This is a genomic window from Streptomyces sp. NPDC002076 (assembly GCF_053593835.1).
Window position 1 is genome coordinate 91,738 of the sequence record NZ_JBSFDI010000004.1, and the last position, 20,599, is coordinate 112,336.

23 protein-coding genes and 1 riboswitch are annotated in these 20,599 nt (G+C 72.1%); of the genes, 12 read left to right on the forward strand and 11 right to left on the reverse strand.

Going from position 1 to position 20,599, the window contains the following annotated elements:
• Positions 1-62 precede the first annotated feature (62 nt).
• Complete coding sequence (locus ACWCQS_RS10095) at positions 63-854, forward strand: endonuclease/exonuclease/phosphatase family protein (protein WP_451003999.1); 792 nt, start codon at positions 63-65, stop codon at positions 852-854.
• A gap of 86 nt (positions 855-940) precedes the next feature.
• On the opposite strand, the gene ACWCQS_RS10100 is transcribed toward ACWCQS_RS10095, so the two are convergent.
• Together ACWCQS_RS10100 and ACWCQS_RS10105 are read right to left on the reverse strand one after the other, a co-directional pair.
• A complete protein-coding gene (locus ACWCQS_RS10100; protein ID WP_451004000.1) occupies positions 941-1,498 on the reverse strand; it encodes a hypothetical protein in 558 nt (185 codons plus the stop codon).
• Entirely contained in the window at positions 1,491-2,270 is a 780-nt protein-coding gene (locus ACWCQS_RS10105) for an alpha/beta hydrolase (protein WP_451004001.1), read from the reverse strand. The genes ACWCQS_RS10100 and ACWCQS_RS10105 overlap by 8 nt, the downstream gene beginning before the upstream one ends.
• 187 nt (positions 2,271-2,457) lie before the next feature.
• On the opposite strand from ACWCQS_RS10105, the gene ACWCQS_RS10110 reads away from it, so the two are divergent.
• From ACWCQS_RS10110 to ACWCQS_RS10125, 4 genes are all read left to right on the forward strand, one after another.
• Entirely contained in the window at positions 2,458-3,168 is a 711-nt protein-coding gene (locus ACWCQS_RS10110; RefSeq protein WP_451004301.1) for a lysophospholipid acyltransferase family protein, read from the forward strand.
• A gap of 34 nt (positions 3,169-3,202) precedes the next feature.
• Positions 3,203-4,408, forward strand: a complete 1,206-nt coding sequence (gene macS / locus ACWCQS_RS10115; RefSeq protein WP_451004002.1) for a MacS family sensor histidine kinase — start codon at positions 3,203-3,205, stop codon at positions 4,406-4,408.
• Positions 4,405-5,082, forward strand: a complete 678-nt coding sequence (locus ACWCQS_RS10120) for a response regulator (RefSeq protein WP_451004003.1) — start codon at positions 4,405-4,407, stop codon at positions 5,080-5,082. Before macS ends, ACWCQS_RS10120 begins: the two co-directional genes overlap by 4 nt.
• A 111-nt stretch (positions 5,083-5,193) precedes the next feature.
• Entirely contained in the window at positions 5,194-6,222 is a 1,029-nt protein-coding gene (locus ACWCQS_RS10125) for a 6-phosphofructokinase (protein ID WP_451004004.1), read from the forward strand.
• 68 nt (positions 6,223-6,290) lie between these two features.
• Here the strand turns inward: ACWCQS_RS10125 and ACWCQS_RS10130 are convergent, their stop codons facing one another.
• Positions 6,291-8,171 (reverse strand): anthranilate synthase family protein, encoded by a 1,881-nt coding sequence (locus tag ACWCQS_RS10130; RefSeq protein WP_451004005.1) that lies wholly within the window; start codon positions 8,169-8,171, stop codon positions 6,291-6,293.
• 93 nt (positions 8,172-8,264) lie between these two features.
• Entirely contained in the window at positions 8,265-8,321 is a 57-nt protein-coding gene (locus ACWCQS_RS10135) for a trp operon leader peptide (RefSeq protein WP_115913573.1), read from the reverse strand.
• Between the two features lie 107 nt (positions 8,322-8,428).
• Between ACWCQS_RS10135 and ACWCQS_RS10140 the strand changes: the two genes are divergently transcribed.
• Complete coding sequence (locus tag ACWCQS_RS10140; RefSeq protein ID WP_451004006.1) at positions 8,429-9,781, forward strand: class II 3-deoxy-7-phosphoheptulonate synthase; 1,353 nt, start codon at positions 8,429-8,431, stop codon at positions 9,779-9,781.
• A 157-nt stretch (positions 9,782-9,938) separates the two neighbouring features.
• Complete coding sequence (locus ACWCQS_RS10145) at positions 9,939-10,163, forward strand: (2Fe-2S)-binding protein (RefSeq protein WP_450980709.1); 225 nt, start codon at positions 9,939-9,941, stop codon at positions 10,161-10,163.
• 19 nt (positions 10,164-10,182) lie between these two features.
• Here ACWCQS_RS10145 and bfr read toward each other — a convergent pair whose 3' ends face one another.
• On the reverse strand, positions 10,183-10,698 hold the full coding sequence (bfr, locus tag ACWCQS_RS10150) for a bacterioferritin (RefSeq protein ID WP_451004007.1): 516 nt from the start codon (positions 10,696-10,698) through the stop codon (positions 10,183-10,185).
• Positions 10,699-10,874: 176 nt separating this feature from the next.
• Between bfr and ACWCQS_RS10155 the strand changes: the two genes are divergently transcribed.
• Complete coding sequence (locus ACWCQS_RS10155; RefSeq protein WP_451004008.1) at positions 10,875-11,507, forward strand: sulfite oxidase-like oxidoreductase; 633 nt, start codon at positions 10,875-10,877, stop codon at positions 11,505-11,507.
• Between the two features lie 76 nt (positions 11,508-11,583).
• Here the strand turns inward: ACWCQS_RS10155 and ACWCQS_RS10160 are convergent, their stop codons facing one another.
• From ACWCQS_RS10160 to thiO, 6 genes are all read right to left on the reverse strand, one after another.
• Positions 11,584-12,477 carry a deoxyribonuclease IV gene (locus ACWCQS_RS10160; RefSeq protein WP_451004009.1) on the reverse strand — a complete coding sequence of 298 codons (894 nt, stop codon included), beginning with the start codon at positions 12,475-12,477 and terminating at the stop codon, positions 11,584-11,586.
• Between the two features lie 162 nt (positions 12,478-12,639).
• Positions 12,640-12,843, reverse strand: coding sequence for a hypothetical protein (locus ACWCQS_RS10165; protein ID WP_451004010.1), 204 nt, complete (start codon positions 12,841-12,843; stop codon positions 12,640-12,642).
• Between the two features lie 351 nt (positions 12,844-13,194).
• Positions 13,195-15,147 (reverse strand): Stk1 family PASTA domain-containing Ser/Thr kinase, encoded by a 1,953-nt coding sequence (pknB, locus tag ACWCQS_RS10170; RefSeq protein ID WP_451004011.1) that lies wholly within the window; start codon positions 15,145-15,147, stop codon positions 13,195-13,197.
• A 206-nt stretch (positions 15,148-15,353) separates the two neighbouring features.
• The gene (locus ACWCQS_RS10175; RefSeq protein WP_399176193.1) at positions 15,354-16,148 is read right to left on the reverse strand and encodes a thiazole synthase; all 795 of its coding nucleotides are present in this window, start codon (positions 16,146-16,148) and stop codon (positions 15,354-15,356) included.
• A gap of 3 nt (positions 16,149-16,151) precedes the next feature.
• On the reverse strand, positions 16,152-16,370 hold the full coding sequence (gene thiS, locus ACWCQS_RS10180; protein WP_451004012.1) for a sulfur carrier protein ThiS: 219 nt from the start codon (positions 16,368-16,370) through the stop codon (positions 16,152-16,154).
• Complete coding sequence (thiO, locus tag ACWCQS_RS10185) at positions 16,367-17,539, reverse strand: glycine oxidase ThiO (RefSeq protein ID WP_451004013.1); 1,173 nt, start codon at positions 17,537-17,539, stop codon at positions 16,367-16,369. The genes thiS and thiO overlap by 4 nt, the downstream gene beginning before the upstream one ends.
• Positions 17,537-17,648, reverse strand: a riboswitch (TPP riboswitch). It overlaps the preceding gene by 3 nt.
• Before the next feature lie 53 nt (positions 17,649-17,701).
• Here thiO and ACWCQS_RS10190 point away from each other — a divergent pair.
• The 4 genes from ACWCQS_RS10190 to thiE all read left to right on the forward strand — a co-directional run bounded on the left by ACWCQS_RS10190 (position 17,702) and on the right by thiE (position 20,590).
• Entirely contained in the window at positions 17,702-18,052 is a 351-nt protein-coding gene (locus ACWCQS_RS10190; protein WP_451004014.1) for a hypothetical protein, read from the forward strand.
• A 32-nt stretch (positions 18,053-18,084) separates the two neighbouring features.
• Positions 18,085-19,317, forward strand: a complete 1,233-nt coding sequence (locus ACWCQS_RS10195) for an NAD(P)/FAD-dependent oxidoreductase (RefSeq protein WP_451004015.1) — start codon at positions 18,085-18,087, stop codon at positions 19,315-19,317.
• Between the two features lie 164 nt (positions 19,318-19,481).
• Positions 19,482-19,847: an Rv2175c family DNA-binding protein gene (locus ACWCQS_RS10200; protein ID WP_100830440.1), complete on the forward strand. Its 366-nt coding sequence runs from the start codon at positions 19,482-19,484 to the stop codon at positions 19,845-19,847.
• A 95-nt stretch (positions 19,848-19,942) separates the two neighbouring features.
• Complete coding sequence (gene thiE, locus ACWCQS_RS10205; RefSeq protein ID WP_451004016.1) at positions 19,943-20,590, forward strand: thiamine phosphate synthase; 648 nt, start codon at positions 19,943-19,945, stop codon at positions 20,588-20,590.
• The last annotated feature ends 9 nt before the right edge of the window (positions 20,591-20,599 follow it).

A 20,599-nucleotide genomic window follows, 5' to 3' on the forward strand; every position in this document is an offset into this window, starting at 1 on the left:
GTACGACAGTGCCCGCCGCGTCCGGTCCCGGGACGGGCGGGCATCGTCGTATGTTGATCGGCATGGCGACCAGCACGCTGCTTCCCAACTCCCGTACCGAATCCGACGGTTCGGCCGTCATCCGTGTCCTGAGCTACAACATCCGCTCGATGCGCGACGACACCGACGCCCTGGCCAGGATCATCACCGCCTGCGCCCCCGACCTGGTCCTGATCCAGGAAGCCCCCCGCTTCTTCCGCTGGCGCAAGAAGCTCGCCCGCCTCGCCGCGGCCTGTGGCCAGGTCATCCTCACCGGCGGAGCCACCGCGGCCGGCCCGGCGATCCTCTGCTCGCTCCGGGCCACCGTCGAGCGCACGCAGGACGTACTCCTCCCGCTCACCCCCGGACTCCACCGACGCGGCTTCGCCATGGCGGTGGTCCGTTTCGGAGGGGTCCGGCTGGGCGTCATCAGCTGCCATCTGAGCCTGGACGGCAAGGAGCGGTACGAGCAGGGCGGCATGCTCCTCGACCGGCTCGCCGGACTCGGCGTCGAGCACGCCATCGCCGGCGGCGACCTCAACGAAGGCCCCGACGGCCCCGCCTTCCGTCTGCTCTCCGCGAGCCTCCAGGACTGCCGGGCCGTCGCCCCCTGGGGCGGCGAGACCACCTGGCCGCACAGCGAGCCCCCGCAGCGCATCGACGCCGTCTTCGCGACCAAGGGCATCAAGGTGCTCGGCTGCGGGGTCCCTCTCCCACTCTCGGCTTCGCTCGAGCGGGGGGACCCCCATGCCCAGCCGGGCGTCACCCGGGCCGACCTGACCGCGGCCACGGACCATCTCCCGGTCCTCGCCGCCCTGCGCGTACCGGTGGCATGAGCTCTGCACGAACCAGCACAGGAAACCGGTGGCAGCACTGGGCGCGGGATTTCACCTCTCCCTGCCCCGCGGGCGCCCCCTAGCCCTCAGACCACCGCGCCCCGGCCCGGGTCGTCGTCCTCGTCGTCGTCCGTGCGCATGCGCATCACCAGCGTGGCGAAGCCGCCGAGGAAGCCGCCGATACCGAGGGTCGTCAGCCACCAGGTCATGTCCCAGCCGAGCAGCACCGCCAGCAGCAGCAGGACCGGACCGCCGACCACGCCCAGCCAGGCGAACTTCGCGGTGGTGTCGGCCTCCGGCAGCGGCGGATCCGGTGGGACGAAGTGGCCCTCGTCGTCCTCGTCGAAGTCGGCCTCGGAGGGCTCGGGCGGGGTGTGGTCGCGCGGGCCGACACCGGGCGCGAAGGAGACCGAGCTGCCCAGCGGCCGCACCGGGGCCTTGCCGGTGTCGCTCTCGGCGTCCTTCTCCGGCTCCGGCTCCGGCAGCGCCAGGTCCTCCACCGGCTTGAAGGGCCGGGCGCCCGGCGGGTCCGGCGGCTCCTCGCCGTACCCCGCGACGATGGCCCGCCAGGCGGCGTCCTCGTCGAAGGGCACCTTCTGCTCGTCCGGCTCGCGGTCCTCGCGGTCGGACTCGTGCTCAGCCACCTGTGGCCGCCCCTTCCTTGCCGAGACTGGGTGCGAGCCGGCCCATGAAGGCGAGGCTCTCCTCGAAGATCCGGTCCGCATCCTGGTCCAACGTCGCCACGTGGTAGCTCTGTTCCAGCACGATCTCCGTCACGTCCGTGGACGACACCCGGCTGAGCACCCGGGCCGAGTCGGCCGCCGGGACGACATGGTCCTGGGCGCTGCGCAGCAGCAGCAAGGGCTGGGTGACCTGGGGCAGCTCGCCGTCCAGCCGGCGCAGGAACACCCGCAGCGAGTGCGCGGCGTGCAGCGGCACCCGGTCGTAGCCCAGCTCGGCCGCGCCCTCCTTGGCGATGTCGCTGGCGATGCCCTTCGTCGTCCGCACGAGATGCCGGGCCACCGGAAGGGCGTACGCCGACAGGCCGTGCACCTTGTTCGCCGGGTTGACGACCACCACGCCCGTGACCCGCTCGCCGTGCCGGGCCGCCAGCCGGAGCGCCAGCGCGCCGCCCATCGACAGGCCCGCGACGAACACCCGCGAGCAGCGCTCGGAGAGGATCCGCAGCTCGCGGTCCACCTCTGCGTACCAGTCCTGCCAGCCCGTGACCTGCATGTCCTCCCAGCGGGTGCCATGGCCGGGCAGCAGGGGCAGCGACACGGTCAGGCCGCGCGCAGCGTGGTGCTCCGCCCAAGGGCGCAGCGACTGGGGCGAGCCGGTGAAGCCGTGGCAGAGGAGGACCCCCACCTCCCCGCCCTGGTGGCGGTACGGCTCGGCTCCGGGGAGGACCGGCACCTTCGACGCTCCTGTTCCTGAAGAGGGCCCCACCGGTGGCCGGCGGGGGCGTGAGGAAAACGTGCGGATGTGCTTCACCGTACGCGACCGCACTGACACCGACCAGGGTCGTCGGGCCCTTTGACGGTCCTGAAGGGTTAAGGTCTGTTCGACGGAAACAGGAGGCAAGCGGGTGTTGTACGGCACGATGAAGGTCGCCATCGGTGGGCCGCTGAAGGTCGCCTTCAGACCCTGGGTGGAAGGCCTGGAGAACATACCGGCCGAGGGCCCCGCCATCCTGGCGAGCAATCACCTGTCCTTCTCGGACTCCTTCTTTCTGCCCGCGGTCCTGGACCGCAAGGTCACCTTCATCGCGAAGGCCGAGTACTTCACCACGCCCGGTGTGAAGGGCCGACTGACCGCCGCCTTCTTCAAGGGCGTCGGGCAGCTCCCGGTGGACCGCTCCGGGGCGCGCGGCGCCGGCGAGGCCGCGATCAAGAGCGGCATAGAGGTGCTGGAGCGCGGCGAGCTGTTCGGCATCTACCCCGAGGGCACCCGCTCGCCCGACGGCCGGCTCTACCGGGGCAAGCCCGGCGGCCTCGCGCGCGTGGCGCTCGCCACCGGTGCGCCGGTCATCCCGGTGGCCATGATCGACACCGAGAAGATCCAGCCGCCCGGCAAGGTGGTGCCGAAGCTGATGCGGCCCGGCATCCGCATCGGCAAGCCGCTGGACTTCAGCCGCTACCACGGCATGGAGCACGACCGCTTCGTCCTGCGCGCCCTGACCGACGAGGTCATGTACGAGATCATGAAGCTGTCCGGCCAGGAGTACGTCGACATCTACGCGACGGCGGCCAAGCGGCAGATCGCGGAGGCGGCGAAGGCCGCCAAGGAAGCGGAGAAGAAGGCCGAGGAGTAGGCGGGGAGCCGGGGGAGTGGGGGGCCGGGGGGACATGCCCGAGCGCGAGCGCGTGATGAGGATGTCGGTCGAGCTGCCGCTGTGGCGCGCGCTCGCCGGCTACCGCGTGCTGACCATGCTGTACGCCATCGGTCTGGGCGCCACCAGATACGACCTCTTCACGCACCCTTGGGTCGCCGTCTGCTACTTCGCCGTCCTGTTCGTCTGGACCCTCGCCACCTTGCCGAGGGTCCGCAACGCGGCGAGCTGCACCAAGCCCTTCCTGGCCGCCGACCTGACCATCGCCCTCACCGGCGTCCTGATCACCCCGCTCGCCGACAGCCATCAGCGGATCGCGGGCGGCCCCACGCTGCCGTCGATATGGACCGGCGGTGCGGTGCTGGCCTTCGCGATCAAGGGCGGCTGGCGCTGGGCCGCCGCCGCCTCCACGCCGGTCGCGCTGGCCAACCTGGTCGAACGCGGCCATCCCGCCCGGGACACCGTGCACAGCCTGATCCTCGTCTGGGTGGCCTCCATCGGCATCGGCTACGTCGTGGAGGTCGCCCGCGCCTCCGAGCGCACCCTCGCCCGCGCCCTGGAGATCGAGGCGGCGACCCGGGAACGGGAGCGACTGGCCCGGGACATCCACGACAGCGTGCTCCAGGTGCTGGCCATGGTGCAGCGGCGCGGCGCGGTCATCGGCGGCGAGGCGGCGGAGCTGGGGCGGCTCGCCGGGGAGCAGGAGGTGGCGCTGCGCACGCTGGTCTCCGGCGGTCTGCTGCCGGTCTCCCGGGTGTCGGAGGACACCGCGGCCGGGGCCGTCGTACGGGCGGTGGACGAGCCCGACGACGAGGGACCGGTCGATCTGCGCTCCCTGCTCGCCCCGTACGCCGGCGCCCGGGTGAGCCTGGCCGAGCCCGGTGCGCCGGTCGAGCTGCCCCGGCCGGCCGCGCGGGAGGTGGCCGCCGCGGTCGGCGCCGCCCTGGACAACGTCCGCGAGCACGCGGGCGAGCAGGCCCGGGCCTGGATCCTGGTCGAGGACGAGCCGGACGGGATCGTCGTGACCGTCCGGGACGACGGCCCCGGCATCCCCGAGGGCCGGCTCGCCCAGGCCGAGGGGGAGGGCCGGCTCGGCGTGGCCCAGTCGATCCGGGGGCGGCTGCGCGACCTGGGCGGCAGCGCCGAACTCGCCTCCGTCCCAGGGCAGGGCACGGAAGTGGAACTGAAGGTACCGAAGAACGCGAAGGCGGGGCGTCGATGAGCGAGCAGCAGGACCCGATCAAGGTCATGGTGGTGGACGACCACCCCATGTGGCGCGACGCGGTCGCCCGGGACCTGACCCAGTCCGGCTTCCACGTGGTAGCCACCGCCGCTGACGGCGAGCAGGCGGTCCGCCGCGCCAGGGCCGCCGTGCCCGACGTCCTCGTGCTGGACCTCAACCTGCCCGCCAAGCCCGGCGTCCAGGTGTGCAAGGAAGTCGTCGGCCACAACCCGGCGTTGCGCGTCCTCGTCCTCTCGGCGAGCGGCGAGCACGCCGATGTGCTGGAGGCGGTCAAGTCCGGCGCGACCGGCTACCTGCTGAAGTCGGCGTCCACCGAGGAGCTGCTGGACGCGGTGCGCCGTACCGCCGTCGGCGACCCGGTGTTCACGCCCGGTCTCGCCGGGCTGGTCCTCGGCGAGTACCGCCGGCTGGCCGCCGAGCCCGGGCCCGCCGCCGACACCGACGAGCCCGGCGCGCCCCGGCTGACGGACCGGGAGACGGAGGTGCTGCGGCTGGTCGCCAAGGGACTGAGCTACAAGCAGATCGCCGAACGCCTCGTCATCTCCCATCGCACGGTGCAGAACCACGTCCAGAACACCCTCGGCAAGCTGCAGTTGCACAACAGGGTCGAGCTGGTGCGGTACGCCATAGAGCGCGGACTGGACGACGAGTAGGGCCCGCCGCGCGGCCGTAAGCCTGAATCACCCTTCCCGCCTCTCCCGATGTGACGTGAATCACCATTAGCGTGACTCTGTGTCAGGGAACCGCGGCGAAGGGACATTTCCATGCGGGTCGGAGTACTGACCGGAGGCGGCGACTGCCCCGGGCTCAACGCCGTCATCCGGGGCATCGTCCGCAAGGGCGTGCAGGAGTACGGCTATGACTTCGTCGGCTTCCGGGACGGCTGGCGGGGTCCCCTCGAAGGCGACAGCGTCCGTCTCGACATCCCCGCGGTGCGCGGCATCCTGCCCCGCGGCGGCACCATCCTCGGCTCCTCGCGCACCAACCCCCTCAAGGCGGAGAACGGCATCCGCCGGATCAAGGACAACCTGGCCAAGCTGGACGTCCAGGCCCTCATCGCGATCGGCGGCGAGGACACCCTGGGCGTCGCCGCGCGGCTGTCCGACGAGTACGGGGTGCCCTGCGTCGGGGTGCCCAAGACCATCGACAACGACCTGTCGGCCACCGACTACACCTTCGGCTTCGACACCGCCGTCAACATCGCCACCGAGGCCATCGACCGGCTGCACACCACCGCCGAGTCCCATATGCGGGTCCTGGTCGTGGAGGTGATGGGCCGGCACGCCGGCTGGATCGCCCTGCACTCCGGCCTGGCCGGCGGCGCCAACGTCATCCTCATCCCCGAGCAGCGCTTCGACGTCGACCAGGTCTGCGCCTGGGTGACCTCCCGGTTCCGGGCGTCCTACGCGCCGATCGTGGTCATCGCCGAGGGCGCCATGCCGAAGGACGGCGACGTGGTGCTCAAGGACGGCTCGCTGGACTCCTTCGGGCATGTCCGGCTCTCCGGGGTCGGCGAGTGGCTGGCCAAGGAGATCGAGGGCCGCACCGGCAAGGAGGCCAGGACCACGGTCCTCGGCCATGTCCAGCGCGGCGGCACCCCGAGCGCCTTCGACCGCTGGCTCGCCACCCGCTTCGGCCTGCACGCCATCGACTGCGTCCACGACGGCGACTTCGGCAGGATGGTCGCCCTGCGCGCCACCGACATCGTCCGCGTTCCGCTCGCCGAGGCCACCGCCCGCCTGAAGACGGTGGACCCGAAGCTGTACGCGGAGGTCGGGGTGTTCTTCGGCTGAACGCGGCGCGTTCCCGGTACCGGCCCTCGTCGCCTCGCCGCGCGAGGGCCGCTGCACCGGGGTCGGTTCTACAGGGCGGGCCGCCGCTCGGAGAACGTGCTCGTCCCGCGCAGCTGACCGACCAGCTCCCGCACGATCGCGACCCCGTTCAGGCTGAGGACCGACTCCGGGTGGAACTGCACACCCGCGAACCCGGGACCCCGCAGGGCGTGCACCTCGTCGTTCGCCGCCCGGCTCACCTCCATGCCGTGCGCGGCCAGTTCCCGGGCCGTCTCCTCGTCGCAGCGGGCGACGAAGCTGTTGTAGAAGCCGACGGTCTCGGGCCGCCCGAACAGGTCGATCGCGGTCTGCGCCCCCTGGTACGGCACCTCCTTGCGGACGATGTCCAGCCCCAGCTCGGCCGCGATCAGCTCATGGCCCAGGCAGACGCCCAGCACCCCGTGCCGGTGCCCCCGGAGCACGGTGGCGGTCAGCTCCCGCAGGAACCGCATCTTCGGGTCGGCCAGATCCGCCGGGTCGCCCGGTCCGGGGCCGAGCACCACCGGGCCCTCGTGCGTGAGCACGGCCGCCCGCAGCCCCGGCTCGTCGTACCGCCGCACCGTCACGTCCAGGCCGCCCGAGCGCAGCACATGGGCCAGCATCGCGGTGAAGGTGTCCTCGCCGTCCACGACCAGGGCATGGCCGGTCAGCTCGCGCGCCGGCTCCTGCATCCGCAGCCAGAACGGCGCGAGCGCGGCCCGCCGGCCGTCCAGCGCCGCCCGCACCCGCGGGTCGTCGGCCAGCCGGGGCCGCTCGCGCTCCGCGCGCGGCCGGGACGGCCGTACCCCGAGGGCCGCCAGCACCCCCGCCGCCTTCGCGTGCGTCTCCGCGACCTCGCCCGCCGGGTCCGAGCCGCGCACCAGGGTCGCCCCGACCGGGACGCGCAGCCGCCCCTGGGCACAGATGTCGGCGGTGCGGATCAGGATGGGGGAGTCCAGGGTCTGCGCGCCCCCGGAGTCCCGGCCGAGCAGCGCCAGCGCGCCCGCGTAGTAGCCGCGCCCGCCGACTTCGTGGCGCTCGATCACTCGGCATGCGTTCTGCACCGGCGAGCCGGTCACCGTCGCCGCGAACATGGTCTCCTTCAGCACCTCCCGCGCGTCCAGGGAGGACTTGCCGCGCAGCTCGTACTCGGTGTGCGCGAGGTGCGCCATCTCCTTCAGCCGCGGCCCGACGACGACCCCGCCCATGTCGCCGACGGTGCACATCATCTTCAGTTCCTCGTCGACCACCATCGACAGCTCCTCGATCTCCTTGCCGTCGGCGAGGAAGGAGAGGAGATGCCCGGGCGTCGGGCCCTCGGCGGGATAGCGGTACGTCCCGCTGATCGGGTTCATCACGACCGTCCCGCCGGACATCCGGACGTGCACCTCGGGGCTGGCGCCGACCAGCGTGCGGTCCCCGGTGTGCACGACGAACGTCCAGTACGCGCCCCGCTCGCCCGCCAGCAGCCGCCGGAACAGCGCGAGCGCGTCGGCGCGGCCGAACCCCGGGATCTCGCCCTCGTAGGTGCGGCGGATCACGAAGTTCGCGCCCTCGCCCCGGCCGATCTCCTCGGCCAGCACCCGCCCGACGATCTCGCCGTACTCCTCGTCGCCCACGTCGAAGCCACCGCCCTCGACGCGCACCTCGTGCGCCGGGAGCTGCGCCAGCGCCACGTCCAGCGGAACCTCGTACGACTCCTCGGGGGTGAGCACCAGCAGCGGGGTGCCGTCGTCGCGGACGTCGAAGCCGCGCTCGCGGATCTGCCGGAACGGGACCAGTGCCAGTCCCTCGCCGGGCAGGTCGGCGAGCCGGTCGCGGCGGGTCACCGGGCCGAGCAGGACCTCCACCGTGTGCTCGTCGCGGCCCGGGGTGCGGCGGCGGAGCAGGGCGAAGGGGCGGTCGTCGTGCAGGAGCTGTGCCAGGTCCATGGGTCCTCTTCCGTCGATGTCGGTGAGGAACGACCCCGGACACACCGAAGGCCGCCCCTCGGGCGGCCTTCGCGAAGTCTTGCGTACGCGCAGTCAGTGGGCCGCCGGATGAGCGGTCCACCACCAGTTCTGGATCGAAAGCGCGAACATGACGAAAACCCTACCGCACCCGCCCCCCGGTCCACAGGACAACCCGCGCGTCTCACCCTTCGAGCCAGAAGATGGGGCATGCGACACGACCCCGTAATGTTTACGAGGTGACCGTGAACGCTAAGACCAGCCCGAGCGCTGGCAACACCTGGCGAGACCTGCCCGCGGCGCAGCAGCCCGAGTACCCCGACCCCGAGGCTCTGCGCGCAGTGATCGCGGACCTCGAGTCGTATCCGCCGCTCGTCTTCGCGGGCGAGTGCGACCAGCTGCGCGCCCGGATGGCGGCCGTCGCCAAGGGAGAGGCGTTCCTCCTCCAGGGCGGCGACTGCGCCGAGGCGTTCGACGCGGTGTCCGCCGACCACATCCGCAACAAGCTGAAGACGCTGCTCCAGATGGGTGCCGTCCTCACCTACGCGGCCGCTGTGCCCGTGGTGAAGGTCGGCCGTATCGCCGGGCAGTACTCCAAGCCCCGCTCCAAGCCGACCGAGACCCGCGACGGCGTGACGCTCCCGGTGTACCGGGGCGACTCCGTCAACGGCTTCGAGTTCACCGAGGCGTCCCGCATCCCGGACCCCGAGCGGCTCAAGCGCATGTACCACGCCTCGGCGTCCACGCTGAACCTGGTGCGCGCCTTCACCACCGGCGGCTACGCGGACCTGCGCCAGGTGCACGCCTGGAACCAGGACTTCGTGAAGACCTCGCCGTCGGGCCAGCGCTACGAGCAGCTCGCGCGCGAGATCGACAACGCGCTGAACTTCATGCGTGCCTGCGGCACGGACCCGGAGGAGTTCAAGACCGTCGAGCTGTACTCCTCGCACGAGGCGCTGCTGCTGGACTACGAGTCCGCCCTGACCAGGGTCGACTCGCGCACCGGCAAGCTGTACGACGTCTCCGCGCACATGGTGTGGGTCGGTGAGCGCACCCGCCAGCTGGACGGGGCGCACATCGAGTTCGCCTCGAAGATCCGCAACCCGCTCGGCATCAAGCTCGGCCCGACCACGACGGCCGAGGAGGCGCTGCAGTACATCGACCGCCTCGACCCCGAGCGGGAGCCGGGCCGGCTGACCTTCATCGTGCGGATGGGCGCCGACAAGATCCGCGACAAGCTCCCCGAGCTGGTGGAGAAGGTCACGGCGTCCGGCGCGACGGTGGCCTGGGTGACCGACCCGATGCACGGCAACACCTTCGAGGCGGCCTCCGGGCACAAGACCCGCCGCTTCGACGACGTGCTCGACGAGGTCAAGGGCTTCTTCGAGGTCCACAAGGCGCTCGGCACCCACCCGGGCGGCATCCATGTGGAGCTGACCGGCGACGACGTCACCGAGTGCGTCGGCGGCGGCGACGAGATCTTCGTCGACGACCTGCACCAGCGCTATGAGACGGCCTGCGACCCGCGGCTGAACCGCAGCCAGTCGCTGGACCTGGCGTTCCTGGTCGCGGAGATGTACCGGGACCAGTAGGGTCCGGCCGGACCTGTGGGCGATCTGGGGCGCGGATCACATCCGATCCGCGCCCTTCCCCACTTTTGCGGGCCCTGTGCGGCGGGTAAGGTTAGGTTTGCCTCACCGATCAAGGGGATGGCAGTAATAGAGCGATCCCGTCGGGAGGTGAGTCCGCGTGTACGTCTGCAGCTGCTTCGGCATCACCGAGGCCCAGGTCAAGCAGCACGCGGAGGACGGTGCCTGCACCCCCCGCCAGATAGCCTCCGCCTGCAAGGCGGGCACGGACTGCGGGAACTGCGTACGGCGCATCCAGGCGCTGCTCGGCCGGGGTGCCTGCCCCCGCCGGGAGCTGATCGACCGGCGCGTCCCGGCGCTGGAGCGGCTGGACGACGCGGCCTAGCGGTCGTGCGGGCCGGCGCTCAGTGTGCGGAGAAGCCGCTGGTGCCCGGGCCCGAGGGGTCGGGCCTTTGCTCGATCACGGTCGAGAGGTACAGCGCCTCGCCCAGCTTGTCCACGAGTTCCAGCTGGGTGTCCAGGTAGTCGATGTGGTGCTCCTCGTCGGCCAGGATCGCCTCGAAGAGGTTCGCCGAGGTGATGTCGTTCTTCTCGCGCATTACCTGGACGCCCCGGCGCAGCCGGTCGATCGCCTCGACCTCGATCTGCCGGTCCGCCTGGAACATCTCGGTCACCGTCTGCCCGACCCGGACATGGAAGAGCCGCTGGTAGTTCGGCAGGCCGTCCAGCAGCAGGATGCGGTCGGTGAGGATCTCCGCGTGCCGCATCTCGTCGAACGACTCTTCCCGGGTGTACCTGGCGAGCTTCGACCACCCCTTGTGGTCCTGCAGTTTGGCGTGCAGGAAGTACTGGTTGATCGCGGTCAGCTCGGCGGTCAGCTGTTCGTTGAGCAGCTCGATGATCTCGGGGTCGCCCTGCATCGCAATGGACTCCTTCCAGGTAAACCGGACCCGGCCGATAGCGCCGCATGATGGCATCGGCGACGAAGATCGTCCAGTAAGTGCGCACTTAGTAAATATGTACTGAATCGATGCGCCTTGCCCGGTTTTCGGGAGGGTGGTCAAGGGCACTGCCCCAGGTCTGTCAGGATGGATACATGGGTCATCCGGTGGAGCGCGAGTCTGGAGCAACGGCAGGGTCCGAGCTTCCGCCGGGTCAGCGGCTCCAGCGCGGCTGGCCGGTCACGCACTACGGACCCGTCCCGAAGTTCCGCCCCGAGCGCTGGGAGTTCCGGGTCTTCGGCGCCACCGCCGACGGTGACAAGCACATCTGGAACCACGAGGAGTTCACGGCCCTGCCGTACACCACCGTGGTGGCCGATCTGCACTGCGTGACGAAGTTCAGCATGATCGGCGCGGAGTGGGGCGGCATCCCCGCCCGCACCATCCTGGAGCTGGCCCCGCCGGCGCCGGAGGTCACCCATGTGATGGTCTGGGCGGAGTACGGCTTCAGCTCGAACCTCCGCCTGTCGGACTTCGCCTCGGACCGCACCCTCTTCGCCACCCACAAGGACGGCGAACTCCTCACCGCCGAGCACGGCTTCCCGGTCCGCCTGATCGTGCCCCACCTGTACGCCTGGAAGGGCCCCAAGTGGGTCCGCGGCGTCGAGTACATGACCGCCGACCGCCGCGGCTTCTGGGAGGAGCGCGGTTACCACAACATCGGCGACCCGTGGAAGGAACAGCGGTACTCGTACCAGGAGGAACCGGGGGAGGGGCCGGAACTCTGACCGGCGGGGATCTCGGCGCCGGTACCATCTCCGGGGACGAGAACACCGGTTCGCTCGCGTGACCGACCCCGGCGCCTCATCCGTCCCTGAGCTTCTTCAGGCGTTCCACGTCCGCCGCGTGTCCCAGCTTGCCGCCGGGCGTCTCGATGATCAGGGGTACGCCCTCGGTCGCGGGGTGGGCCATCAGGGCCCGGAAGGGGTCCTCGCCGATGTGGCCGGCGCCGATGTTCTCGTGCCGGTCCTTGTGCGCGCCGACCACGTCCTTGGAGTCGTTGGCGTGGATCAGCTTCAGGCGGCCCTCGCCGACGGTGTCCACCAGCAGGTCCAGGGTCTGGTGCATCCCGCTCGGCCCGGTCAGATCGTGACCTGCGGCGAAGACGTGGCAGGTGTCCAGGCAGACCCCGAGCTTCGGGTGCGCGTCGAGTGCCTCGAAGTACGGTCCGAAGTCCCAGGTGCGCGAGCAGAGCGAGGCGCCCTGCCCGGCGGTCGACTCCAGCAGCAGGAACGGGTCGTCGTCGTGCGTCAGCTCGTCCAGCAGCGGCAGCATGTGCGCGCGCACCTGCTTGAGCGCCACCTCCCGGGCCCGCCCGCCGGTCGCGCTCCCGGTGTGCACGACGACACCCAGCGCACCGATCTCCCGCCCGCGCCGCAGGGAGTGCCGCAGCGACTCCACCGACCGCTCCACGGTCGCCTCGGTGTGCGAGCCGAAGTTGATCAGGTAGGGCGCATGGACGTACGCCGGGATCGACTCCTCGGCGCAGGCCGCGCGAAAGGCCTCGTCCTGCCGGGGATTCCCGGCGGGCGTGGCCCAGCCCCGCGGGTTGGCCACGAAGACCTGCACGGTCTCCGCCCGCAGCTCGCGGGCGTACGACAGCCCGACGGAGTGCAGGCCACCGGCGACGGGGACATGACCGCCGACGGGGTTGCGGGCGGGGGAGGCCGGGAGCGAGGGGGAGGTTGGTGAGGTCATGGCTCACCCAGCATGCCAGGACGTGTGGGAAGGTCCTCGATCAGGGTACGACTGGCTCCAGCGCACCTGTGCGGACGCCAGGGCAGGGTGTGCATGGGGAGCCGTCGGCTTCTCGCTGCCGGACGGAGGCAGGGTCCTCGTGGAACCGGTCGGCGAGGACGTCTACGGCCTGGAGGAGATCTCGGTCAACGGCGGCACGGTCGTCAGGCGAGCGCAGGAGGGCCTCGCGGACGCGCCGTCGTACGGCCCCTGGTGGAGGCCATCGTCCGGCTCGGCGCCGGACGGCTCCGTGAGCGCCTCCCCGGACAGCGCGAGGGCGGCACGCAGCGGGGGCCAGGACCGGGCCGGCCGGGCCATCGGGATCACGCAGGTCACCGCCGCGTCCGGTGCCCTGCCTCGCAGGACCGTCAGCCCATCGCTCGGGAGGTCGCCGCGTCCTTCACACCGCGGCCGCTGTACCCCTTGCCGACCTTGCGGCCGTGTCGGGCGCGTCGTTCAGCTGGATCAGCGCCGACGCCGGCCCGCCGGGGGTGGGGAACCGGTCGCCGACCAGGGATCGTCACGGTGGCGTCCGGGTCGTCCTGCCACGGCCGACCGAGGGCGGATGCTCAGCTGCCAGACATCGGTTGCGGCCAGCTCCGCCACCGGTTCCACCCCAAGAGGCCCATCGACGGCGGCCAGTTGGCACTGTTGCCGACGGGCCCGCAAGCGTCCTGGTCAGCGGATGGTGATCGTGATGGTTGCGCCCTTGGGCGCCTTGTCGCCGCCCTGCACCGACTGCTTCTTCACGGTGTCGCCGAACAGCCCGAGCAGGCCGCGGTCCTCGTTCACCTTGAACCCGGCGCCCTCCAGCGCCTTGTGGGCGTCGTCGACGCTGTCGCCGACCACGTCCGGCACCTCGACCATCTCCGGTCCCTTGGACAGCGTCAGCGTCACCGTGTCGCCCTCGGCGGCCTGGCTGCCGTCGCCCGGGCTCTGCTGGGCCACCTTGCCCTTGTCGTACTCGGAGTTGACCTGCTGGGGCGCGATCCGCACCTTCAGCCCGGCGTCCGTCAGCTGCTGTCTGGCGTCGGCCGGATCGTCACCGGTGACGTCCGGCACGTCGATCGGGCGGCCCTTGCTGACGGTCAGCGCGATCGCCGACCCGGCGTGCCGCTTGGTGCCGGCCTGCGGAGTCGTCGCGATCACCGAGCCCTTGGCGACGTCCTCGCTGAACTCCCGGGTGACCATGCCCGGTTCCAGCCCGTCCGCCTTCAGCCGCGCCCGCGCCTCGGCCAGGGGACGGCCCGCGACATCCGGCACGTTCACCGTCGCCGGGCCCAGCGAGATGGTCAGTGTCACCGAGTCGTGGTCACGGATCCGGGCGCCGGGCGCGGGATCGGTGCCGATGACCGTGCCCCGCTGGACCGCGTCGTTGTACTCGCGCTTGACCTGCCCGACCTCCAGGCCGGCCGACCTCAGCCGGTCCCGGGCCTGTGCCTCGGTCTTCGCGAGCAGCGGCGGGACCTTCGTGAACTGGCCGGAGTTTATGTACCAGACCCCGGCGCCCACGCCGAACACCACCAGCACGGCGGCGACGATCGTCAGCACCAGGCGCCGCGACCGGCGCGGCGGCAGCGGCGGCGCCTGCAGCCGGCTGGTGTGCTGGACGCCACCCCCGGCCGGCTCCTCCTCGTTGACGGGCAGCGGCCGAGATGGGGGTCCCCCCGGGCGAGCGAAGCCGAGCGTGGGGGACGTCAGGGAGCGCGGTATCACGCTCGTACGGTCGCCGGCGTTGTCGTGCACCGCGGACAGCGCCTGCGGCGGCACCGCGTCCAGCTGCTCGTCGCTCAGTGCCTGGCGCGCCTCGCGCACCTGGGCGAGCAGCGCCACGGCGTCGTGCGGCCGGATGTCCGGGGTGCGCGCGGTCGCCGAGGCGACCACCTCGTCCAGCTCGAACGACAGCCCGGGCACCAGCGCCGAGGGCGGCGGCACATCCTCGTGGATGTGCTTGTAGAGGACCTGGGCGGGGGAGTCCCCGGAGTGCGGCTTGCCGCCGGTCAGCATCTCGTAGAGGACGACACCGCACGCGTAGACGTCGACGCGCGGATCGGCGGTGCCCTGCTCGATCTGCTCGGGCGCGAGATACGACACGGTCCCGAGGACGGCTCCGGTCGTGCTGGTCTGGGTGTCCACGGAGCGCACGAGCCCGAAGTCGGCGACCTTGACCCGACCGTCGTCGCCTATCAGCACGTTCTCGGGCTTCATGTCCCGGTGCACGAACCCGGCCCGGTGCGCGGCGCCGAGCGCGGCGAGGACGGGTTCGAGGATGTCCAGGGCCGCGCGGGGCTGCAGCGCCCCGCGCTCGCGCAGCACGTCCCGCAGGGTGCACCCGGCGACGTACTCCATCGCCAGGTACACGTACGACCCGTCGGTCCCCTGGTCGAAGACCTGCACCACGTTCGGGTGCGCCAGCCGGGCGACGGACTTCGCCTCCCGGATGAACCGCTCCACGAAGGATCCGTCGGCCGCGAGCGTCGGGTGCATCACCTTCAGCGCGAGCACTCGGTCCAGACGGGTGTCCAGGGCCCGGTAGACCGTGGCCATCCCGCCGACCGCGATCCGCGCGTCGACGCGATAACGGCCGTCGAGCACCTGCCCGACGAGGGGGTCCTGAAGGGTCGTATCCACGCAGGGGAGTCTACGAGGGGTGACCGACAGTTCCCCCGCCGAGACCGTTTTCCCCAGGCACTGAAGCTGACCTGTAACGCTTCCCACACCACCCACGCACCCGCGGTCGCCGACGGCGGGGACGCCCCACGGGGAAGTCCAGCCTTCCAGCAGGCGGTAACTGGCGGTGCGCGGGTGGGAGAGCAGTGGGCGGGTGCGGCACAGGGTCAGAACGCAGGACGCTCGGGATCCAGCACGGCCAAGCCCTCCGCCGGAGACGACGCCTCCGCGAAGTGCCGGCGCGGAATCCGCCCCGCCAGCCGAGCCAGCCGACCCCCCTCCACGGCATGCCGCATCGCCGCCGCCATGAGCTCCGGCTCCTGCGCCCGCGTCACGGCGGAGGCGAGCATCACCCCCGCACACCCCAGCTCCATGGCCAGCGCGGCATCGGACGCCGTACCGGCCCCCGCATCCAGAATCACCGGCACACGCGCGTGCTCGACGATCAGCTGGAAGTTGTGGGGGTTGCGGATCCCGAGCCCGGACCCGATCGGCGACCCCAGCGGCATGACGGCGGCACAGCCCACGTCCTCCAGCTTCCGCGCCAGCACGGGATCGTCATTGGTGTACGGCAGCACCGTGAACCCGTCGTCGACCAGCGTCTCCGCCGCCTCCAGCAGCTCCACCGGATCCGGCAGCAGGGTCCGCTCGTCGGCGATGACCTCCAGCTTGATCAGGTCCGTGCCCAGCGCCTCCCGCGCCAGCCGCGCGGTCAGCACGGCCTCGCCCGCCGTGAAACAGCCCGCCGTGTTCGGCAGCACCCGGATGCCGAGCCTCTCCAGCACCGACAGCACCGAACCGTGCACGGAAGGGTCCACCCGCCGCATCGCGACCGTCGTCAGCTCCGTACCCGAGGCGACCAGCGCCCGCTCCAGCACCTCCAGGCTGGGCGCACCGCCGGTACCCATGATCAGCCGCGACGAGAAGGTCGTACCCCCGAGGACCAAGGGATCGTCGGCCATGGCTCAGCCTCCCTGGACCGCGGTGAGGACTTCGACCCGGTCGCCCTCGGCCAGCGCCGTGGTCGCCCACTGCGCGCGCGGGACGACGGTCTCGTTGACGGCGGCGGCCACCCCGGCGGGCGACGGCGCCAGCGACCGTACGACGGCGTCGAGAGCGGTGCCCGGAGCGATCTCCCGCCGCTCTCCGTTGACAGAGATGGAAACGGTGAGGGAGATGCTCATGCGGGCTGCTCCATGAGAACGGCGGCGCCGAAGCGCTGCGGTGTGAAGGGACGGGCTTCTTCCGGGAGCCGGCCGCTCGCCAGCACATCGGCCAGCACATCCCCGGTGACCGGCGTGAGCAGCACCCCGTTGCGGTAGTGCCCGGTGGCCAGCAGCAGCCCTTCCAGCCCGGACGGGCCAAGCAGCGGCGCGTTGTCGGGGGAGCCGGGGCGCAGCCCGGCCCGGGTCTCGGTGAGCGGCAGTTCGGTGATGCCCGGCACCAGCTCATGGGCGTCGCGCAGCAGCTCGTACACCCCGCCCGCGGTGACGGTCGTGTCCCAGCCCAGCTCCTCGCTGGTCGCGCCGACGACCAGTTCGCCGTTCTCACGGGGCACCAGATAGACATGGCTGCCGCGGACCACGGCCCGTACGGTACGGCTGAGGAACGGCGCGTACCGGCGCGGCACCGTCAGCCGCAGCACCTGCCCCTTCACCGGCCGCACCGGCGGCAGCAGCGCCTCCGGCACGCCCGCGAGCCGCCCGCTCATGCTGCCTGCCGCGAGCACCACCTGCCCGGCGCGCAACTCGGTGCCGTCCGCGAGCGTGACCCCGGCGGCCCGGTCCCGTACGACGTCCAGCCGCTCGGCCCACGCGCGGTGGAACACCACGCCGGCCCGCTCGCACGCGGCCACCAGCGCCGCCGCAAGCCGCCGCGGGTCGATCTGGTGGTCGCCGTCGACCCGCAGCCCGCCGCGCACCCCGGGCGCCAGCATCGGCTCCAGGCGCCGGCACTCCCGCCCGGACAGCCACTCCGAGTCCAGTCCGGAGCGCTGCTGCAGGGCGTGCAGTTCACGCAGATGGGCGCGGTCGTCGGCGTCGAGCGCGACCGCGAGGGTGCCGCAGCGGCGGTAGCCGAGGTCGTGGCCGGTCAGCTCGGTCAGCTCGGCCGCGAAGTCCGGGTAGCGGCGGGCCGATTCCAGGTTCAGGGCGAGCAGTTTCTCCTCGCCGTAGTGGAGTTCGGTGACCGCGGCCAGCATCCCGGCCGCGACCCGCGCGGCCCCGCCACCGGGCTCGGGGTCCACCACGGCCGTCGCCAGCCCGCGCTGCGCCGCGCGCCAGGCCGTGACCAGGCCGATGATTCCGCCCCCCAGGACGAGGACGTCGGACGTATCGGACGTACGTGACGACATGGGCGTCCAGCCCCTCCCTTCGCCGGCATGACCCGGATCAGGTTCGTACGGTCGGAGGCCGCCAGCCTCCCTCTCAGCCCGGTGCGTCCGGGCTCCCGCGAGTGCTTGTACGGTGGCCACCCTAGCCCGCCCCCCTCGTCACCCGTAAGGGAGCCCCCGCCGATGGCCCGGTCGCTCGACGGACTGATCCTCGCCCCCGTGGCGGACCAAGCCCCAGGTCAGGTGGGTACCCGCACCCGGTTCGCGTACCACGAGAAGGACGGCGAGATCTGGGCCGAGTACACGGGCGGCGATGTCGTACGCGGTCATCTGGTCGGCACCCGGGAGGGTGACCGGCTGGACTTCCGCTACGTCCAGCTGAAGACCGACGGGACTACCTCCTCGGGGCACTGTGTCTCCACGGTCGTGGAGCTGCCGGACGGGCGGGTGCGGCTGGAGGAGACCTGGGAGTGGGAGTCCCAGGCGGGGGCCGGTACGAGCGTTGTGGAGCAGGTCACCGGGCACGCCCGCTGACTGACGCGTTGTCACGTGTCTATGGTGATCGGGTGAGCGAGCAGACAGCGCAAGGGGGCACGTCAGCGGGGCGGCGCGTGGTCGTCGTCGGTGCGGGCATGGCCGGGGTGCAGACCGCGGTCGCGCTGCGGGAACTGGGCTTCAAGGGCCCCGTCACCGTGATCGGCGCGGAGCCGCACCAGCCGTACGACCGGCCGCCCCTGTCGAAGGCCGTGCTGCTCGGCAAGGCCGAGGACTCCGCCTTCGACGTGGACTTCGAGTCCCTCGGCGTCGAGCTGCGGCTCGGCTGCGAGGTGCTGGGCCTGCGCCCCGCCGAACACGGGCTGGACACCGAGGCGGGCCCGGTGCCGTACGACGTCCTGGTCCTCGCCACCGGCGCCGAGCCGATCACCCTGCCCGGCACCGAGGGGGTGCCCGGGGTGCATCTGCTGCGCACCCTGGACGACGCCGAACGGCTGAAGCCGGTGCTCGCCCGGCAGCACGACATCGTGGTCGTCGGCGCCGGCTGGATCGGCGCCGAGTTCGCCACGGCCGCCCGCGAGGCCGGCTGCGCGGTGACCGTCGTGGAGGCCGCCGACCGTCCGCTCGCCGGCGCCCTGCCCCCCGAGGTCGCGGCCCCCATGACCGGCTGGTACGCCGACGCGGGTGTGGAACTGCGCACCCACGCGCGCGTGGAGCGCATCGAGCCCGGCGCGGTGGTGCTCGCCGACGGTACCCGGCTGCCCGCGGGGGCCGCCGTCGTCGGCATCGGCGCCCGCCCCGCCACGGCCTGGCTGGCCGGCTCCGGCGTCGAGCTGGGCCCGCACGGGGACGTCCTCGCCGACGACCGTCTGCGCACCTCCGTGGAGGACGTGTACGCCGTGGGCGACTGCGCCTCCTTCCCCTCCGCCCGCTACGGCGAACGGCTGCTCGTCCACCACTGGGACAACGCCCTCCAGGGCCCGCGCACGGTGGCCGCGAACATCCTCGGCGAGACCCCGGCGGTCTACGACCCGGTGCCGTACTTCTGGTCCGAGCAGTTCGGCCGCTTCGTGCAGTACGCCGGTCACCACGCCGCCGCCGACCGCATGGTCTGGCGCGGCGACCCGTCCAGCCCGGCCTGGACGGTGTGCTGGCTCCACGAGAACCGGCTGATGGCCCTGCTGGCGGTGGGCCGTCCGCGTGATCTGGCGCAGGGCCGGCGGCTGATCGAGGCGGGCCGCGCCATGGACCCCAAGGCCGTGGCAGACCCTGGAAAGCCCCTGAAGGACGCCGCGGTCGACTAGCCAGGGGGCTCCGGGCGGCGCCCGTAAGGGGCGCGGGGCTGTCTCTGATATGCGGCTACCGCCGCGTGGGCGCGAGCAACCACGACGAACCCGCACCCGACGGACGACACAACCCGGCACCGACCACATCGCGGCCGAAGCGGCGGAGCGCCTACGCTTGTCCTGTGACCGAGATTGACGCAAAGATCGATGCTCTCGTCCCCGCCTGGCTCACCCTCCCCGACATCGCCGAACAGCTCGGGGTCGAGGTGACGCGTGTGCGGCAGCTGGTCAAGGAGGGCCAGCTCATCGCCGTACGCCGGGGTGAGAACCGCGCACTGCACGTCCCCGCCGCCTTCATCGACGGGGACAAGGTCGTCAAGGGCCTGGCCGGCACCCTGACGCTCCTGCGGGACGACGGCTTCACGGTCGAAGAGATGATCGAGTGGCTCTTCACCCCCGACCCGACCCTGCCCGGCACCCCCGCGCAGGCTCTGAGCGAGAATCGCGGCACGGAGGTGAAGCGCCGCGCCCAGGCGCTCGCCGTCTGAGCCGAATCGCACATGAGGGGTGGTGTGCGGGGCCGTCGTGGCCCGCACACCACCCGCCGAAGCCGCCAGGGACACCGACCAGGGGGGACCCACGTATGTCCGACACCGCACGCGCCGCGCTCACGGACGCCCGCCTGTACCTGTGCACGGACGCGCGCACGCGCCAGGGCGACCTTCCCGAGTTCCTGGACGCGGTCCTGGCCGGCGGTGTCGACGTCGTGCAGCTGCGCGACAAGGGCATGGAGGCCGCCGAGGAGCTGGCGCACCTGGAGGTCTTCGCGGACGCCTGCGCCCGGCACGGCAAACTTCTCGCGGTGAACGACCGCGCGGACGTCGCCCACGCCGCCCGCGCCGATGTGCTGCACCTCGGCCAGGGCGACCTGCCGGTCCCCGCGGCCCGCGCCATCCTCGGCGACGAGGTCCTGATCGGCCGCTCCACGCACGCCGAGTCCGAGGCCGCCGCGGCCGCCGTGCAGGAGAGCGTGGACTACTTCTGCACCGGGCCCTGCTGGCCCACCCCCACCAAGCCCGGCCGCCACGCCCCCGGCCTCGATCTGGTCCGGTACACGGCCGGCCTGGGCACCGACCGCCCCTGGTTCGCGATCGGCGGCATCGACCTCGGCAATGTCGACCAGGTGCTGGACGCGGGTGCCCGCCGGGTGGTCGTGGTCCGCGCGATCACCGAGGCCGACGACCCGGGAGCGGCCGCGGCCGAGTTCGCGAAGAGGCTGCGGCAGGGCTAGCGGCCTGGC

Coding starts and splice junctions, on each gene's coding strand:
- ACWCQS_RS10095 (WP_451003999.1), top strand. CDS start 63: ATGGCGACCAGCACGCTGCTTCCCAACTCCCGTACCGAATCCGACGGT.
- ACWCQS_RS10110 (WP_451004301.1), top strand. CDS start 2,458: ATGAAGGTCGCCATCGGTGGGCCGCTGAAGGTCGCCTTCAGACCCTGG.
- macS (WP_451004002.1), top strand. CDS start 3,203: ATGCCCGAGCGCGAGCGCGTGATGAGGATGTCGGTCGAGCTGCCGCTG.
- ACWCQS_RS10120 (WP_451004003.1), top strand. CDS start 4,405: ATGAGCGAGCAGCAGGACCCGATCAAGGTCATGGTGGTGGACGACCAC.
- ACWCQS_RS10125 (WP_451004004.1), top strand. CDS start 5,194: ATGCGGGTCGGAGTACTGACCGGAGGCGGCGACTGCCCCGGGCTCAAC.
- ACWCQS_RS10130 (WP_451004005.1), bottom strand. CDS start 8,171: ATGGACCTGGCACAGCTCCTGCACGACGACCGCCCCTTCGCCCTGCTC.
- bfr (WP_451004007.1), bottom strand. CDS start 10,698: ATGCAGGGCGACCCCGAGATCATCGAGCTGCTCAACGAACAGCTGACC.
- ACWCQS_RS10155 (WP_451004008.1), top strand. CDS start 10,875: ATGGGTCATCCGGTGGAGCGCGAGTCTGGAGCAACGGCAGGGTCCGAG.
- ACWCQS_RS10160 (WP_451004009.1), bottom strand. CDS start 12,477: ATGACCTCACCAACCTCCCCCTCGCTCCCGGCCTCCCCCGCCCGCAAC.
- ACWCQS_RS10175 (WP_399176193.1), bottom strand. CDS start 16,148: ATGGCCGACGATCCCTTGGTCCTCGGGGGTACGACCTTCTCGTCGCGG.
- thiS (WP_451004012.1), bottom strand. CDS start 16,370: ATGAGCATCTCCCTCACCGTTTCCATCTCTGTCAACGGAGAGCGGCGG.
- thiO (WP_451004013.1), bottom strand. CDS start 17,539: ATGTCGTCACGTACGTCCGATACGTCCGACGTCCTCGTCCTGGGGGGC.
- ACWCQS_RS10190 (WP_451004014.1), top strand. CDS start 17,702: ATGGCCCGGTCGCTCGACGGACTGATCCTCGCCCCCGTGGCGGACCAA.
- thiE (WP_451004016.1), top strand. CDS start 19,943: ATGTCCGACACCGCACGCGCCGCGCTCACGGACGCCCGCCTGTACCTG.